The sequence below is a fragment of the Embleya australiensis genome (assembly GCF_051903075.1).
Taxonomy (GTDB): Bacteria; Actinomycetota; Actinomycetes; order Streptomycetales; family Streptomycetaceae; genus Embleya.
In genome coordinates, this window is sequence record NZ_CP182422.1 from 5,065,626 (window position 1) to 5,082,312 (window position 16,687).

Genomic DNA, 16,687 nt, shown 5'->3' on the forward strand with positions numbered 1-16,687 from the left:
GGAGGCACGACCAGCGATGAAACACCCGGTAACTCGCAGGCGCAGGACCCAAGCGCTGATCGGCATGGTGGCTGTCACCGCGATGGCCGCCACCGCGTGTGGCGGTGGTGGCGGCGGCTCGAAGAAGTACAGCCCGAGCAACAAGGCGATCACCGAAGTGGTCAACCAGTCCACCAAGAAGGGTGGCACGCTCAAGCTGGTCAGCTCGGACAAGTTCGACTCGCTGGACCCGGGCGACATGTACTACGCCTCGGCGTGGAACTTCTCCCGCCTGATGGCGCGTCCGCTGCTCACCTTCAAGCCCGCCCCGGGCAACGCGAGCTACGAGTTCGCGCCGGACCTGGCCACCGACGTGGGCAAGACCGACGACGGCGGCAAGACCTGGACGTACCACCTGCGCAAGGGCGTGAAGTACGAGGACGGCGTCGAGGTCAAGGCGTCGGACGTCAAGTACGCCGTGGAGCGGACCTTCGACAAGGAGGTCCTGCCCAACGGCCCGGGCTACTTCGCCCAATACCTGGACCCCGACGGCACCTACAAGGGTCCGTACAAGGACTCCGCGCCGGACAAGCTGGGTCTGAGCGCGATCGAGACGCCGGACGACTACACCATCATCTTCAAGATGAAGGAGCCGTTCGCGGACTTCAACTACCTCGCCGCGCTCCCGCAGACCGCGCCGGTCCCGCCCGCCAAGGACACCGGCAAGGAGTACGTCAAGCACCCCCTCGCCTCCGGCGCGTACATGGTCGACGGCCAGTACGAGCCCGGCAAGGCGGTCAACCTGATCCGCAACCCGAACTGGGACCCGGCGACCGACCCGCTGCGCAAGGCGCTGCCGGACCGGATCGAACTGCTGGAGAAGCAGGACGCGAACGACGTCGACAACCGACTCTTCGCCGGCACGGCGCAGTTGGACGTGGTCGGCACCGGCGTCCAGGCTGCCGCGCAGAACAAGATCCTCACGGACAAGAAGCTCGCGGACAACGCGGACGACGCGATCTCCGGCGCGCTGGCCTACCTGGCGATCAGCTCCAAGACCCCGCCGTTCGACAACGTGCACTGCCGGCGCGCCGTGCAGTACGCGGTCAACAAGTCGCAACTGCAGCGCGCGCAGGGTGGCGAGGTCGGCTCCGACATCGCGACCAACCTGATGCCGCCGACGCTGGCCGGTTCCAAGGTCACCGACATGTACCCCAACGGTGCCAAGCACACCGGTGATGTGGCCAAGGCCAAGGACGAACTGAAGCAGTGCGGCAAGGCCGACGGCTTCAGCACCGTGCTGACCGCGCGCGCCAACCGGCCCAAGGAGGTCGCGGGCGCCACGTCGGTGCAGAACGCGCTCGCCAAGATCGGCGTCAAGGTCGAGATCCGGCAGTACCCCTCGGGTGACTACTTCTCGCAGTTCGCCGGTGTCCCGAAGTGGGTCGCGGAGAACAAGGTCGGCATCATGTTCATGCAGTGGGGCCCCGACTTCCCCACCCAGTTCGGCTTCTTCCAGCAGATCGTGGACGGCCGGGCGATCAAGCCCGCCGGTGGCACGAACCTGTCCGAGCTGAACGACCCGGCGGTCAACGGTCTGATCGACCAGGCCACCCGGACCATCGACCCGGCGCAGAGCGCGGCCATCTGGCAGCAGCTGGACCAGAAGGTGATGGAGTCGGCGGTGATCGTCCCGTTCGGCTGGACCAAGTCGCTGCTGTACCGCCCGTCGAACGTGACCAACCTGGTCGTCACGCCCGCGTACTCCGGGATGTACGACTACCTCAACATCGGTATCCAGTAAGCCTGCGACGAGGTCAGTAGCCCGAAGGAGAGGTGAAGGCCCGTCAGTTCCGGTGCGGGGAGCGGTGATCCCGCTCCCCGCACCGGACCGGGTCGCCGGCTCATGATTTTCTATCTGCTCAGGCGGCTGGCGGGAGCGGTGGTGCTCCTGTTGATCGTCACCATGGCGGTCTTCGCCATCTTCTTCCTGATTCCGCGTCTGGGAGGCGCCACAAGCGACCAACTCGCCGCGCGCTACGTCGGCAAGTCGCCCACCCCGGCCGCGATCGAACAGGTCAAGCACAGCCTCGGCCTGGACAAGTCGGTACCCGTCCAGTACGGAAGGTTCGTCAAGGGCATCGTCGCCGGCAAGGACTACGACACCGGCGTACGCAAGGTGCATTGCGCGCCGCCGTGCCTGGGCTTCTCCTTCCGCAACAACCTGGAAGTGTGGCCACGACTACAGGACCGCATCCCGGTCACCCTCTCGCTGGCCGCGGGAGCCGCAGTGATCTGGCTGATCGCCGGCGTGTCGATCGGGGTGGTCTCGGCGCTCAAACGCGGCAGCCTGTGGGACCGGTTCTCGATGGGCTTCGCGCTGGCGGGCGTCTCGCTGCCACCGTTCTTCACCGGCCTGGTGGCCCTGGCGTTGTTCAGTTATCAATGGCCGATCTTCAAGGGCGTGCACTATGTGCCGTTCCTGGACAATCCGGCGAGTTGGGCCTGGAACCTGGTGTTGCCCTGGTTGACCCTGGCGTTCCTGTACGCGGCGTTGTACGCCCGGCTCACCCGGGCGGGCATGCTCGAGACGATGAGCGAGGACTACATCCGCACCGCGCGGGCCAAGGGCCTGCGCGAACGCGAGGTCATCGTCAAACACGGGCTGCGCGCCGCGCTCACCCCGATCCTGACCATCTTCGGCATGGACGTCGGATTGCTGCTCGGCGGTGCGATCCTGACCGAACAGGTCTATTCCCTCAACGGCGTCGGCAAGTTCGCCGTCGAGGCGATCGGACAGCAGGATCTGCCCGAAGTGCTCGGCGTGACGATGATCGCCGCCATCTTCGTGATCCTGGCCAACCTCGTCGTGGACCTGCTCTACGCGGTCGTCGATCCCCGGGTGAGGACCTGATGCCCCGACTGCTACCGCGCCGCAAGCGGGACACCGCGGCCGAACTGCCCAAGCTCGCCCCGGCCGGGCCCCCGCCCGAGCCGGACAACTTCCTCGAAGTACGCGAACTCACCGTGCACTTCCCCACCGACGACGGCCTGGTGCGCAGCGTCGACGGGGTGAACTTCGCGCTCCAGCGCGGCCGAACGCTCGGCATCGTCGGCGAGTCCGGCTCCGGGAAGAGCGTGACCTCGCTGGCCGTGATGGGCCTGCACGGCGGCACCAGCGCCCGGATCGGCGGCGAAATCTGGCTGGACGGCAAGGAGTTGGTGCGCTCCACCGCCGAAGAGGTCCGGTTGATGCGTGGTCGCCGGATGGCGATGATCTTCCAGGACCCGATGTCCTCGATGCACCCGTTCTACACGGTGGGCCACCAGATCATCGAGGCCTACCAGGTGCACAACGAGGTGAGCGCCAAGCAGGCCCGCGCACACGCGATCGACCTGCTCGGACGGGTCGGCATCCCGCGCCCGGACCGGCGGGTGGACGACTACCCGCACCAGTTCTCCGGCGGCATGCGCCAGCGCGCGATGATCGCCATGGCGCTCAGCTGCGACCCGGAACTGTTGATCGCGGACGAGCCGACCACCGCCCTGGACGTCACCGTCCAGGCCCAGATCCTGGACCTGATCCGGGACCTGCAGGCGGAGTTCAACTCCGCCGTCGTGATGATCACGCACGACCTGGGCGTGGTCGCCGAACTCGCCGACGACGTCCTGGTGATGTACGCCGGTCGAGCGGTCGAGCACGGCCCCGCGCGCACCCTGTTCGAGCAGCCCCGACACCCGTACACCTGGGGCCTGTTGGGCTCGCTGACCCGGCTCGACCGGGCGCGCCAGGAACGGCTGATGCCGATCAAGGGCAGCCCGCCGAGCCTGATCTCGCTGCCCTCGGGCTGTGCGTTCCGTACCCGCTGCCCGTACGCGGACCGCAACGACGGGCGGGAGAAGACCGAGGTCCCGCGACTGGTCGAGATCGAACCGGGCCACCGCACCGCGTGCCACCTCGATCCGGGGGAGCGCGAGCGGATCTGGACCGAGGACATCAGGCCGCGGCTGTGAGCGGGACGGCGAACGGGAAAGCGGATGGGCACGTGACTGGTCACCAGGATGGAAACGGGAACGGGAACGCGGAAGTGACCGAGGGCGCCCGAGCGGGAGACGACGTGAACGTTGCGCAGGCCGGCGAGCCGGAGGCCGCGTCCCGACGCGAGCCGGGAGACGTGCTGGTGCGCGTGCGCGGGCTGCGCAAACACTTTCCGATCCGCTCCGGGATGACCCGGCGCCGGGCCGGCACGGTCAAGGCGGTGGACGGGCTCGACTTCGACATCCGCGAGGGCGAGACGCTGGGCCTGGTCGGCGAGTCGGGTTGTGGCAAGTCCACCACCGGACGCATGGTGATGCGCCTGTTGGAGCCCAGCGAGGGCACCATCGAGTTCGGCGGGCGCGACCTCACCAAGCTCTCCCGAGGGCAACTGCGGCCGCTGCGGCGCGACTTCCAGATGATCTTCCAGGACCCGCAGTCCTCGCTGAACCCGAGGCACACCGTCGGCACCATCGTCGGGTTGCCGTTCCGGTTGCAGAAGGTCACCCCCGAGGGCGGGATCAAGAAGGCCGTCCAGGAGTTGTTGGAACTGGTCGGGCTCAGCCCCGAGCACTACAACCGCTACCCGCACGAGTTCTCCGGCGGCCAGCGGCAGCGCATCGGCATAGCCCGCGCGCTGGCGCTGCGGCCCAAGCTGGTGGTCGCCGACGAGCCGGTCTCCGCGCTCGACGTGTCGATCCAGGCGCAGGTGGTCAACCTGCTCGACGACCTGCAGAGCGAGTTCGGGCTGACCTACCTGATCATCGCGCACGACCTGTCGGTGGTGCGGCACACCAGCGACCGGGTGGCGGTGATGTACCTCGGCAAGATCGTCGAGATCGCCGACCGCGAGGATCTGTACACGTCGCCGAAGCACCCGTACACGGTGGCGCTGATGTCGGCGGTGCCCGTGCCGGACCCGGCCCGGCGCGAGAGCCGCGACCGGATCCTGCTCAAGGGCGACGTACCGAGCCCGATGGACCCGCCGCCGGCGTGCCGCTTCCACACCCGGTGCTGGAAGGCGCAGGACATCTGCAAGACCCAGGAGCCGCCGCTGGCCGAGCTGACCACGCGGCACCAGGTGGCCTGCCACTTCCCGGAGAACACGCCGACGCAGGACGGCGCGGGCGAGGCGGTGCTGCTGGTGAAGCCGGCACCGGCCGAGGCGGCCCCTGCGGTCGCCGCCGGGGAGGACGCCGAGGCCGCTGCGGAGAGCCCTGCCGAGACGGCCGTCGAGGCGCCGGCAGAGAACTCTGCGGACGATGCCGCGAAGGCCCCTGCCGAGCCTGCGGCGGACGCCCCCGCGGAGGACTCCGCCGGGACCTCCCCGAAGGCCCCCGGCGAGGCGACCGGGGAGGACACTCCGCCCACACCCGCCCCATGAGTATCGGGTCGGGCCCGGCGGTGTAGAACATCCGTTATGTCGCCCGAGGTGCCGCCCGAGATCTTCCACCATCAGCTTCAGCAGGTCCTCGACCTGCTCGGTATCTTCGTCTTCGCGGCGGCCGGCGCGCTGATGGCCGTACGGAAGAACTTCGACGTCATCGGCATCACCCTGCTCGCCGAGGTCACCGCCCTCGGCGGCGGGGTGATACGGGACGTGATCATCGGCGCGGTCCCACCCGCGGCCTTCACCGACCTCGGCTACTTCACCACCCCGCTGCTCGCCGCCGTACTGGTCTTCTTCCTGCATCCCCAGGTCGAGCGGATCATGTCGGCGATCGACGTGCTGGACGCCGCCGGCCTCGGCCTGTTCTGCGTGACCGGCACCGCGAAGGCGTACGCGTACGGCCTCAATCCGATACCGGCCGCCGCCCTCGGGGTGACCACCGCCGTCGGCGGCGGCGCGCTGCGCGACGTACTGGCCCGGGAAGTACCCACGCTGCTGCGCTGGGACAAGGAGATCTACACCTTCCCCGCGCTGCTCGGCGCCGGCATCACCGCCGCGCTGATCGAGTTCGACCTGTTCGGCCCGGTCACCGCGACCGCGGCGGTCACCTTCGCCTTCCTGCTTCGTGTACTCGCGCTCCGGCGCGGGTGGCGGGCGCCACGCGCGTGGCGCCGCAACTCCGGCACCAGCGTCGAGGAGCAGTGACCCGGCGCGTGTGGCGCGGGCTGCGCCGCCGGGCCCAACCCGGCCACTCGTAAGAGTGGGCCGTGCCCAACACGCCCCGCTACGCGTTGCACCAGGATGTGTGGGAGATCCAGCAGCCGTTGACCTACGACCACCGGTCGACCGAACCCGATCCGAAGGGCAGGGGCCCGCTTCGGCGACTCGTGGCGTACGCGACCGCGTCGGTGCTTTCCACCCGCCTGTGGCTCGACCGATTCCTGCCCGGAGGGCCGCGCTACGGACGGGTGTACGGCCGCCCCCGCCGGCGCCCGCGGGTACCCGACTAAGCTTCGCAGTGCGATGGCCTACTTCGATCACGCGGCGACCACCCCGATGCGCCTTTCGGCAATCCGGGCGATGACCGTACAGCTTGCCCAACTCGGGAACCCGTCCTCGTTGCACGCCTCCGGGCGACGCGCGCGCCGCACGGTGGAGGAGTCCCGCGAGTCGCTGGCCCATGCGCTGGGCGCGCGGCCGAGCGAGATCGTCTTCACGGCGGGCGGAACCGAGGCCGACAACCTCGCGATCAAGGGGATCTACTGGTCGCGGGTCGCGGACGACCCGGCCCGGCGGCGGATACTGGTCAGCCCGGTCGAGCACCACGCCGTGCTCGATCCCGTGCTGTGGCTGGAGTCGGCCGAGGGCGCGGTGGTCGAGTGGCTGGACGTGGACGCCGACGGGCGGGTGCAGCCCGACACGCTGCGCGCGGCGATCGAGCGCGACCCGGCGTCGGTGGCGCTGGTGTCGGTGATGTGGGCCAACAACGAGGTCGGCACGGTCGAGCCGATCGCCGAGCTGGTCGAGATCGCGCACGAGTTCGGCATCCCCTTCCACTCCGACGCGGTCCAGGCGGTCGGTCAGATCCCGGTCGACTTCTCCGCGACCGGCCTGGACGCCATGACGGTGACCGGGCACAAGCTCGGCGGCCCGGGCAACTGCGGCGCGCTCGTGCTCGGGCGCGGCATCACCCCGATTCCGGTGCTGCACGGCGGCGGCCAGGAGCGCGACGTGCGCTCGGGCACGCTGGACACCGCCTCGATCGCGGCACTCGCCGTCGCGGCCGAGGAGTCGGTGCGCGAACAGGCCGAATACGCACGGCGGGTGGGCGCGCTGCGGGACGAACTGGTGCGCCGGATCCTGGCCGCGGTGCCCGACGCGCAGCTCAACGGGGACCGCCGGCTCGACCCGGCCCACCGGCTGCCGGGCAACGCGCACTTCTCCTTCCCCGGGTGCGAGGGCGACTCGCTGCTGCTGCTCCTGGACGCGCGCGGGATCGAGTGCTCGACCGGCTCGGCCTGCTCGGCCGGCGTCGCGCAGCCCAGCCACGTGCTGCTGGCGATGGGCGCGGACAGTGCCCGGGCGCGCGGCTCGCTGCGGTTCAGCCTGGGGCACACCACGACGGAGGCGGAGGTCGCCGAACTGGGCGAGGCGATCCTGCCGGTGGTGACCCGGGCCCGGTCGGCGGGGTCGGTGTCGGCGCGCCGGTAGCGGCGCCGGGGCCGGGGGGTAATCCGCTCGGGGCTCGTCCGGGTGACCACGTACTCTTGAGGCGCTATGTCTGATCACATGCTTCCTCCCGCCAACGGCCGCCGCCTCCGGGTGCTCGCCGCCATGTCCGGCGGGGTCGACTCCGCCGTTGCCGCCGCGCGAGCGGTCGAGGCCGGACACGACGTGGTCGGTGTCCACCTCGCGCTGTCGGCGAAACCCGCGACGCTGCGCGAGGGTGCCCGGGGCTGCTGCACGATCGAGGACTCCCGGGACGCGCGGCGGGCCGCCGATGTGATCGGCATCCCCTTCTACGTGTGGGACATGGCCGAGCGCTTCCGCGAGGACGTCATGGACGACTTCGTGGCCGAGTACAAGGCCGGGCGCACCCCGAACCCGTGTCTGCGCTGCAACGAGAAGATCAAGTTCGCCGCGCTGTTGGACAAGGCGCTCGGGCTCGGCTTCGACGCGGTGTGCACCGGGCACTACGCGCGCATCGTGGAGCACCCCGACGGCTCGCGCGAGCTGCATCGCTCGGTCGACATGGGCAAGGACCAGTCGTACGTGCTCGGCGTGCTCGACTCCGACCAGCTCGCGCACGCGATGTTCCCGCTCGGCGGCGACACCAAGGGCGATGTGCGGCTGGAGGCGGAGCGGCGCGACCTTGCGGTGGCGAAGAAGCCGGACAGCCACGACATCTGCTTCATCGCCGACGGGGACACCCAGGGCTTCCTCGCGAAGCATCTGGGCACCGAGCGCGGCGACATCGTGGACGCGAGCGGCACCAAGCTCGGCGAGCACGACGGCGCCTACGCGTACACGATCGGCCAGCGCAAGGGCCTGCGCATCGGGCACCCGGCGGCCGACGGCAAGCCGCGCTACGTGCTGGACATCTCGCCGGTGAACAACACGGTCACGGTCGGCCCGGTCGAGGCGCTGGACGTGGACCGGCTGGTCGGCATCCGGCCGCGGTGGTGCGGTCCGGCCCCGGCGGGCGAGGTGGACTGCACCGCCCAGGTCCGGGCGCACGGCGAGGAGACGGCGGCGGTCGCCGAGGTGGTCGACGGGGAGGTCCGGGTGCGGTTGGCGGAGCCGATCCGCGGCATCGCCCGGGGGCAGGCCGTGGTGCTGTACGCCGGGACGCGCGTGATCGGCTCGGCGACGATCCACGCCACCGCGTAGCCGCAGCCTCGGCGGGACGGCAGGAATCCCCGGGCCGGGGGATGAGGCCCGGGGATCGTGCCGGCGCCCGCTCGGTGTTGCCGCCACCCCAGCGGTGAAGGCCGAGCCGGCCGTTACCGGTGAACCCCCTCCGGGCACGGCACTGGGCACCGGGCGCGGACGTAATGCATCACGGGGTACATCCGCGCCGGAGCAACCACGATGCCGGTCTGCGCCGAGGCCGCACGACCGGCGAAAGTTGCTGATGTGCGCCCGAAAGTTGTCGGTCCTTCTCCGGAAGTGGACAATGACGGGCCCTGTCGCACCGCCGCAGCACCTCGGGAGACACCGCATGGGTTCCACCGTCCGACACATCACCATCGACTGCGCAGCGCCGCACGAGCCGTACGACCTGGCCCTTTTCTGGAGCAGGGTGCTCGAACTCCCGCTCGGCCCCGACGACTTCCCGGGCGACCCGGAGGCGGCCGTGATCGCCGGCGACGGCCGGCCGATGTTGTTGTTCGTGCGGGTGCCGGACGCCAAGGCCGGCAAGAACCGGGTCCACCTCGACCTGGAGCCGGACACCACCCGCGAGGAGGAACTGGAGCGCGTACTCGCCCTGGGTGCGACGGTCGTCGCCGACATGCGCAAGCCCAACGGCCGAGGGTGGGTCGTCTGCGCCGACCCGGCCGGGAACGAATTCTGCGTCGAGGCGAGCAGATCCGACCGCGCCGCCGTCGAGCTCCGCGAGCGCGAGGCGGCGGAGAGCGGCTGAGGGCGGAGCGGCGTCAGCTCACGTCCGCGCGGCGGTGGTGGTGGATCTCCGTCGGGGCGGCCGGGGTGGCGTGGGCGCCCGCGCCGTGTCGGAGCAGCCAGGCCGTGGCCTCGTCGCGGGGCAGTGCCTTGGACATCAGCCAGCCCTGGGCCGCGTCGCAGCCGAGTTCGCGCAGGCGCTGGTAGGTCGCCTCGTCCTCGACGCCCTCGGCGACCACGCGCAGCCCCAACGAGTGGGCCAGCTGCACGATCGAGCAGACGATCGCCGCGTCCTCCTCGTTCATCGTCAGCCGGGCCACGAACGAGCGGTCGATCTTGATCTCGCTGACCGGGATGTGCCGGAGGTGCACGAGCGAGGAGTAGCCGGTCCCGAAGTCGTCGAGCGACAACCGCACACCCAACCGGCGCAGCGCGTCCAGCGACTCGGCCGCGCGCTGCGGCTCCTCCAGCAGTACCCGCTCGGTGATCTCCAGTTGCAACGCCCCCGCCGCGACGTCGTGTTCGCGTAATCCGGCGGCCACCGAGTCGGCGAACGAGGGCACGTGGATGTCGCGCGCGGAGATGTTCACCGCGACCGTGACGTCGATGCCCTCCACATGCCAGCGCGCGACCTGGTCGAGCGCGACGTCCACCACGTAGCGGGTGAGCCGGGGCATCAGGCCGGTCTGCTCGGCGAGCAGCACGAACTCCTCGGGGGAGACCTGCCCCCTGGTCGGATGCCGCCACCGTACCAGCGCCTCGCAGCCGTCCACCCGGCCGTCCGCGAGCCGAATCTTCGGCTGATAATGCAGCTCGACCTCGTGGTTGTCCAAGGCCCGCCGCAGGTCGCCGAGCAACAGCAGCTTGTCCCGCGTGTTCACGTCGCGCGTGTCGTCGTACAGTTCCACCCCGCTGCGCGAGCGTTTGGCCAAGTACATGGCCACATCGGCGAATTGCAACAATCCGAGCACGTCGGAGGCGTGGTCGGGGAAGATCGCCACGCCGACGCTGGCCTCCACGTCCAGGGTCAACTCGTCCAGATCGAACGGCTCACCGAGCCGGTCGACGATGCGATGGGCCAGCCCGAGGACCACCTCCTGCGCGGTGAGCCGGTCGGCGCCCATGTCCAACCCCGGCAACAACAGCGCGAATTCGTCCCCGCCGAGCCGGGCCACGGTATCTCCGGGGCGGACCAGGGTGGCCAGTCGTGCGCCGACCTGCTGGAGCAGCCGATCGCCCGCGACGTGCCCCAGCGTGTCGTTGACCTCGTGGAACCGGTGCAGGTCGAGCAACAGCAGCGCGACCCGGCCACCACGACCGCCGACCCGCCCCAGCGCCTCCTCGCCGCGCTCCAGGAGCAGGCGCCGATTCGGCAGCCCGGTGAGCGCGTCGTGCCGCGACTCCTGCTCGCGGTCGAAGCGGACCATCGTGCTGCGGTAGAGGGTGTGCAGCGGGACCACGAACAGCGGGAGCAGCCAAGGCTGTTCGGCGCAGATCACGGCGATCAGCGGGGACAGTCCGATCAGCGCGCCGTGCGAGACGGCGCGGGCCCGGATCTCCGCGCGGGCGAGCGTGAGCACACTGACCCCGCGCCAATTCGCCCTGGTCAACCAGCCCGACGTCTGCGAGACGGCCGCCATCGCCAGACCGGCCAGCGCGACCACGGGGAAGTCGGCCACGTGCAGCGCCCGGGCGGAGTCCGGCCCCGGATCCATCCCGAACGCCCCGAGCACCGCGTCGGCGGCCAGGAAGCCCAGCACGTAATGGCCCATGGTGTAGCCGATCCGCCACCACGAATCACCCCGGAGCAGCCCGGACACCAGGACCGGAACGGCCTGCCACAACGCGGCGACCTGCCACCCGTGCACGAGCAGCAGACCGAACGTGATGGCGATCGACGGCATCGCGCCGGGGATGTACAACCCCCGGCGCGTCACCGCCGTGTAGACCCCGTCGATCGACACCAGGGCGAGCATGATCCACACGGCCGGGGTCGACGGGACCGGACTGCGACCGTCGATCAGCTGCGTCGTGGGCGGGACGACCAGCGCGAGTACACCGGCCAGCGCGACGATCCCGGTATGGATGAAGAACGCGCGCGGTCGTGCCAGTCGCGACAGGTCCGTCCTGCCGATCCGACCCATGCGCCTGCTCCCTGCGGCCTCGTCGGGCGGCATCCCGGGCGCCGGGACGGGTACGCCTGTGGGGCACCGAGCCCCCCGGGTGGGGCAAGCTCGTGCCCAGGGTAGGTCGTTCCGGCACGACTGGGGAGGGTTATCAGCCGGCGCGCTCGGCCACCCACGCGCGGGCCGCTTCGGCGCCGTCGGCGAGCAGAACCGCGAAGCCCTCGTCGTCCAGGATCGGCAGACCCAGTTGCACGGCCTTGTCGTATTTGGAGCCCGGATTGTCGCCCACGACGACGAAGTCGGTCTTCTTCGAGACCGATCCCGTCACCTTGGCACCGCGCTGCTCCAGGGCCTCCTTGGAGCTGTCCCGGGTGTAGCCGGCGAGCGTCCCGGTGACGACCGTCACAATCCCGTCAAGCGGGCCGGGGGCCTTCTCCTCGTCGGCGCCCTCTTCGGCGAGCCGGACACCGGCGGCGCGCCACTTCTCGATGATCTCGCGGTGCCAGTCCTCGGCGAACCATTCGGTGACCGCCTTGGCGATGATCGGGCCGACGCCGTCCACGGCCGCGATCTCCTCCTCGGAGGCCGCCGCGAGCCGGTCGAGGTCGTGGAAGCCGGTGGTGATCGCGCGGGCGGTGGTGTCGCTGACGTGGCGGATGCACAGCGCGGTGAGGACACGCCACAGCGGTTGGGTCTTGGCCTTCTCCAGCTGTTTGATCAGCTTGAGCGTGTTGGCCTTCGGCTCGGAGGGCTTCTTGACGTTGCCCTCCTTGTCGTAGATGGCCTTCGACCAGAAGTAGGGGACGAGTTCCTTCTCGTCCTCGGCCGCGCCCTTGCGGTTGACCTTGCGCCACATTTGGACGTCGCGCAGCTGCTCGGCGGTCAGGTCGAACAGGTCGGCCTCGGTGGCCAACACCGACGGACCCGCGGCGGGCCGGGTCAGCGCCGCCGCCGTCTCGTAGCCCAGCGCCTCGATGTCGAACGCCTTGCGGCCGGCGAGGTAGAAGATCCGCTCACGCAACTGGGCCGGACACGACCGCGCGTTCGGGCAGCGCAGATCGATGTCACCCTCCTTCATCGCGCGCAGCTCGGTCCCGCACTCGGGGCACGTGGCGGGCATCACGAACTCGCGCTCGCTGCCGTCGCGCAGATCGGCCACCGGGCCCAGAATCTCCGGGATCACGTCACCGGCCTTGCGCAGCACGATCGTGTCGCCGATCAGTACGCCCTTGGCCTTGACCACCTGCTGGTTGTGCAGCGTCGCCCGGGCTACCACGGAGCCCGCCACGGTGACCGGCTCCATCACCGCGTACGGCGTCACCCGCCCGGTGCGCCCGACGCCCACCTCGATGTCGAGCAGCTTTGTGTTGACCTCCTGCGGCGGGTACTTGAACGCGATTGCCCAGCGCGGTGCCTTCGACGTGGCGCCGAGGCGGCCCTGGATCGGGATCTCGTCGACCTTGATCACGATGCCGTCGATTTCGTGCTCGACCGAGTTGCGGTGATCGCCGAAGTAGCGGACGAACTCCTTCACTTCCTCGATCGTGTCGACCACCTTGTTGTGTCGCGCGGTCGGCAGCCCCCACGCGTGCAGGCGCTCGTACGCGTGCGACTGGCAGTCGATCTCGAAGCCCCGCCGGGCACCGATGCCGTGCACGATCATGTGCAGCGGACGCGACGCGGTCACGCGCGGGTCCTTCTGCCGCAACGATCCGGCGGCGGCGTTGCGGGGGTTGGCGAACGGCTTCTCGCCGGCCGCCACCAGGCGCTCGTTCAGTTCGTCGAACTTCTCGATCGGGAAGAAGACCTCGCCCCGGATCTCCACCAGCTCGGGTACGTCGTGCCCGCCGTCGTCACGCAGCCGGGACGGGATCTCGGCGATGGTGCGGATGTTCGGCGTGACGTCCTCGCCGGTGCGCCCGTCTCCGCGCGTCAACGCCCGAACCAGGTGACCGTTCTCATACAGGAGGTTGACCGCGAGCCCGTCGATCTTCAACTCGCACAGGTAGTGGAACGTCCCCGTGCCCAGCTCGCGGACCAGGCGGTCGTCCCACTCGTCGAGTTCTTCCTCGTTCATCGCGTTGTCGAGGCTGAGCAGGCGCTCCAGGTGGTCGACCGAGGCGAAGTCGGTCGAGTAGGTCCCGCCGACCTTCTGGGTCGGCGAGTCCGGCGTGCGCAGCGCCGGATACTCCTCCTCGATCGCCTCCAGCTCCCGCATCAGCGCGTCGAACTCGCCGTCGCTGACGACCGGCGCGTCCTTCACGTAGTAGCGGAAGCGGTGCTCCTCCAGCTCACGGGCGAGCGTCGCGGCGCGTTCGCGCACCTCGGCCGGGATCTCGTCCACTCCGGTCGTCGCACCAGCCACGTCGTCGCCCTCCAGCGCCACCAGTTCGAATGAGGTTCGCGAAGTCGCGTTGCGCTATCTCCGCATGGCGCTCTCGGGGTCGTCCCGAAGCACCCGGCCGGCAGCCACGCTGTGTGACAGGGCCGCTCGGGCGTAGGCCGGAGAGGCACCGGCGAGGCCACACGTGGGGGTCACCACGACGGCTTCGACCAGGGACTCCGGCGGAAAACCGAGTCTGTTCCACAACGTTCCGACAGACCTGACGGTACCGGGCGGGTCGGACAGTGGGCGCGCTCCCACACCGGGCGTGGCCTCGGCGGACGCCGGCTCGGCGGGCAGGCTCGGCACCACGCCGGCGAACAGCCGCAGGCCCGCCTCGATCGCCTCGCCGATCGACTCGTCCTGGGCCTCGCCAAGGAGCGACATGTCCAGCGATACGCCCACCACGCCGGCCTGGCGCAGCAGGGTGATCGGGGTGCCCGGCGCGCAGGAGTGCACGATGGTCGGCGTCCCGGCCGCCGCGATCACGTCCCGCAGCGTGTCCCGGACCACCGCCTTGTCCACCGCCCGCAACCGGCCGAACCCGCTCGCGGTCGGCACCTCGCCGGCGATCACCCCCGGCAGCGCCGGCTCGTCCAGCTGGAGCAGCAGGTTCGCGCCGGGAATCCGACGGGCCACGTCCGCCAGGTGCAGCCGGATGCCCTCGCCGAGCGAGACGGCCAGGTCGCGGCAGGCGCCAGGGTCGGCCAACGCCTTGTCGCCGTGCCCGAGTTCGATCGTGGCGGCCAGCGTCCACGGGCCCGCGACCTGGACCTTGAGCGGGCCGGTGTAGCCCTGGGTGAACTCCTCCAGCGCGTCCAGGTCCTCGCTCAGATACGAGCGGGCCCGACGGTGGTCGCGTCCCGGGCGGTCCACGAAACGCCATCCGGAGGGCTGTACGTCCGCGTACAGGTCGACCAGCAGCCCGGCCGAGCGCCCGGTCAGATCCGCGCCCGGTCCGCGCGCCGGCAGTTCCGGCAGGTGCGGCAGGTCGGGCAGCAGTTCGAGCGTCATCTCGACCGTCTCGCGGATGTTGCTCCCGGGCATCGAACCGATCCCGGTGGCGCCGGGTGACCAGGGAAAAGTGCGTTCTGGGGTGTCCACGCCCGGAAGCTTAGTTCGACGCGTCGCGGGCCCCGGCGGACGCCGCGACCGGCTCGGCCGATCCGGGCGCGGCCGGCTCGTCGGGCGCGCCGCGCAGCGGGACCTCGCGGACCAGCCAGGACACCGCGAACGCGAGCGCGGACAGGATCGCGAGCCCGATCGCCACGCCGTGCAGGCCGCCGGTGACCGCGGCGTGGAAGGTGTCCCGGGCGGCGGCGGGCAGCTCGCGCGGGTCCGCGGGAGTGTCCCCGCTCAGGTGGCGGGCGTATACCGAGCCGAGCAGCGCCACGCCGAGCGAGCCGCCGATGGTCCGGGTCAGCGTGGCGGTACCGCTCGCCGCGCCCAGGTCGCGGCGGTCGGCGCTGTTCATGGTGATCAGCATGGTGCTCTGCATGACGAAGCCGATGCCGATCCCGACCACCGCGGTGAGCGCCGAGGCGACGGCGGTGGGGGTGTCCACGCGCAGCCCGAGCAGGGCGAGCGCGCCGACGACCATCACCCCGCCGCCCAGGATCGGGTACACCCGGTAGCGCCCGTTGCGGCCGATCAGGCGCCCGGTGGCGATCTGTACGCCGAGCATGCCGAACATCAGCGGCAGGAGCAGCAGGCCGCCGGCGGTCGGCGAGGTCTCCCGGACGAACTGCATGTATTGCGGGAGGTAGTTCATCGCGGCCATCATCACCGCGCCGACCAGGAAGCTCAGCACCTGCGCGAGGGTGAAGTTGCGGTCGGCGAACAGCCGGGGCGGGATGATCGGCTCCGCCGCGCGCCGCTCGACCGGGACGAAGCAGGCGAGGGCGACGACGGTGAGGGCGGCGAGGCCGAGGATCCGCGGCGAGGTCCAGGCGTGGGAGGTGCCGGCCCAGCCCGCGAGCAGGGTGAGCGCGACGATCCCGGTGGTGAGCAGGGCGGCACCGGCGATGTCGATGCGGGCCTTGATCCGGACATGCTCGATGCGGATGCCGAGCCCGACGACGGCGAGCGCCAGGAGGCCGACCGGGACGTTGACGTAGAACGCCCAGCGCCAATTCAGGTGATCGGTCAGGAAGCCGCCGAGCAGCGGCCCGCCGACCATGGCGATCGGCATGATCGCGCCGAAGAGCGACTGCACGCGGCCACTTCGGCGCGGCGGCACGAGCACGCCGATCAGGGCGAAAGCGCCGACCATCAGGCCGCCGGCGCCCAGGCCCTGGACGGCCCGGAAGACGATCAGCTCGTTCATGTCCCGGGCCAGACCGGACGCCATCGAGCCGACCAGGAAGATGCCGATGGCGGCCGTGAACGCGCCCTTGCGGCCGTACAGGTCACCGAGCTTGCCCCAGATGGGTGTGGTCGCGGCGGCGGCGAGCAGGTAGGCGGTGACCACCCAGGAGAGCCGATCCAGGCCGCCGAGGTCGCCGACGATGGTGGGCAGGGCGGTGCCGACGATGGTGCCGTCGAGCATGCCCAGGAACATGCCGAGGATCGGGCCGAGGACGGCGAGGGGGATCTTGTCGGGCGGCGCGGTGTCGGATTGCATGGGTACCCCCGGGATGTGGTGCGGGTGC

Annotated in this window: 13 protein-coding genes; 9 read left to right on the plus strand and 4 right to left on the minus strand. The window is 70.5% G+C overall.

Going from position 1 to position 16,687, the window contains the following annotated elements:
* Positions 1-16 precede the first annotated feature (16 nt).
* The 9 genes from ACMXN5_RS22090 (at position 17) to ACMXN5_RS22130 (ending at position 9,549) form a co-directional block, all read left to right on the plus strand.
* Positions 17-1,783: an ABC transporter substrate-binding protein gene (locus tag ACMXN5_RS22090; RefSeq protein ID WP_439676655.1), complete on the plus strand. Its 1,767-nt coding sequence runs from the start codon at positions 17-19 to the stop codon at positions 1,781-1,783.
* 102 nt (positions 1,784-1,885) lie between these two features.
* On the plus strand, positions 1,886-2,893 hold the full coding sequence (locus ACMXN5_RS22095; protein ID WP_439676656.1) for an ABC transporter permease: 1,008 nt from the start codon (positions 1,886-1,888) through the stop codon (positions 2,891-2,893).
* Positions 2,893-3,993: an ABC transporter ATP-binding protein gene (locus ACMXN5_RS22100; RefSeq protein WP_439676657.1), complete on the plus strand. Its 1,101-nt coding sequence runs from the start codon at positions 2,893-2,895 to the stop codon at positions 3,991-3,993. Before ACMXN5_RS22095 ends, ACMXN5_RS22100 begins: the two co-directional genes overlap by 1 nt.
* A gap of 104 nt (positions 3,994-4,097) precedes the next feature.
* Positions 4,098-5,399 carry an ABC transporter ATP-binding protein gene (locus ACMXN5_RS22105; RefSeq protein ID WP_439676658.1) on the plus strand — a complete coding sequence of 434 codons (1,302 nt, stop codon included), beginning with the start codon at positions 4,098-4,100 and terminating at the stop codon, positions 5,397-5,399.
* A 48-nt stretch (positions 5,400-5,447) separates the two neighbouring features.
* On the plus strand, positions 5,448-6,110 hold the full coding sequence (locus tag ACMXN5_RS22110; protein ID WP_439678053.1) for a trimeric intracellular cation channel family protein: 663 nt from the start codon (positions 5,448-5,450) through the stop codon (positions 6,108-6,110).
* A 62-nt stretch (positions 6,111-6,172) separates the two neighbouring features.
* Positions 6,173-6,415: a hypothetical protein gene (locus ACMXN5_RS22115; protein WP_395787939.1), complete on the plus strand. Its 243-nt coding sequence runs from the start codon at positions 6,173-6,175 to the stop codon at positions 6,413-6,415.
* A 13-nt stretch (positions 6,416-6,428) separates the two neighbouring features.
* Positions 6,429-7,616 carry a cysteine desulfurase family protein gene (locus ACMXN5_RS22120; protein ID WP_395787941.1) on the plus strand — a complete coding sequence of 396 codons (1,188 nt, stop codon included), beginning with the start codon at positions 6,429-6,431 and terminating at the stop codon, positions 7,614-7,616.
* Positions 7,617-7,694: 78 nt separating this feature from the next.
* Positions 7,695-8,795, plus strand: coding sequence for a tRNA 2-thiouridine(34) synthase MnmA (mnmA, locus tag ACMXN5_RS22125; RefSeq protein WP_439676659.1), 1,101 nt, complete (start codon positions 7,695-7,697; stop codon positions 8,793-8,795).
* Positions 8,796-9,126: 331 nt separating this feature from the next.
* Positions 9,127-9,549, plus strand: a complete 423-nt coding sequence (locus ACMXN5_RS22130) for a VOC family protein (protein ID WP_439676660.1) — start codon at positions 9,127-9,129, stop codon at positions 9,547-9,549.
* A 13-nt stretch (positions 9,550-9,562) separates the two neighbouring features.
* On the opposite strand, the gene ACMXN5_RS22135 is transcribed toward ACMXN5_RS22130, so the two are convergent.
* The 4 genes from ACMXN5_RS22135 to ACMXN5_RS22150 all read right to left on the minus strand — a co-directional run bounded on the left by ACMXN5_RS22135 (position 9,563) and on the right by ACMXN5_RS22150 (position 16,659).
* Positions 9,563-11,671, minus strand: a complete 2,109-nt coding sequence (locus tag ACMXN5_RS22135; protein WP_439676661.1) for a putative bifunctional diguanylate cyclase/phosphodiesterase — start codon at positions 11,669-11,671, stop codon at positions 9,563-9,565.
* Positions 11,672-11,804: 133 nt separating this feature from the next.
* Positions 11,805-14,018, minus strand: a complete 2,214-nt coding sequence (ligA, locus tag ACMXN5_RS22140) for an NAD-dependent DNA ligase LigA (RefSeq protein WP_439676662.1) — start codon at positions 14,016-14,018, stop codon at positions 11,805-11,807.
* A gap of 54 nt (positions 14,019-14,072) precedes the next feature.
* Positions 14,073-15,083 (minus strand): methionine synthase, encoded by a 1,011-nt coding sequence (locus ACMXN5_RS22145; protein WP_439678054.1) that lies wholly within the window; start codon positions 15,081-15,083, stop codon positions 14,073-14,075.
* 67 nt (positions 15,084-15,150) lie between these two features.
* Positions 15,151-16,659 carry an MDR family MFS transporter gene (locus tag ACMXN5_RS22150; protein ID WP_439676663.1) on the minus strand — a complete coding sequence of 503 codons (1,509 nt, stop codon included), beginning with the start codon at positions 16,657-16,659 and terminating at the stop codon, positions 15,151-15,153.
* Positions 16,660-16,687: the final 28 nt, after the last annotated feature.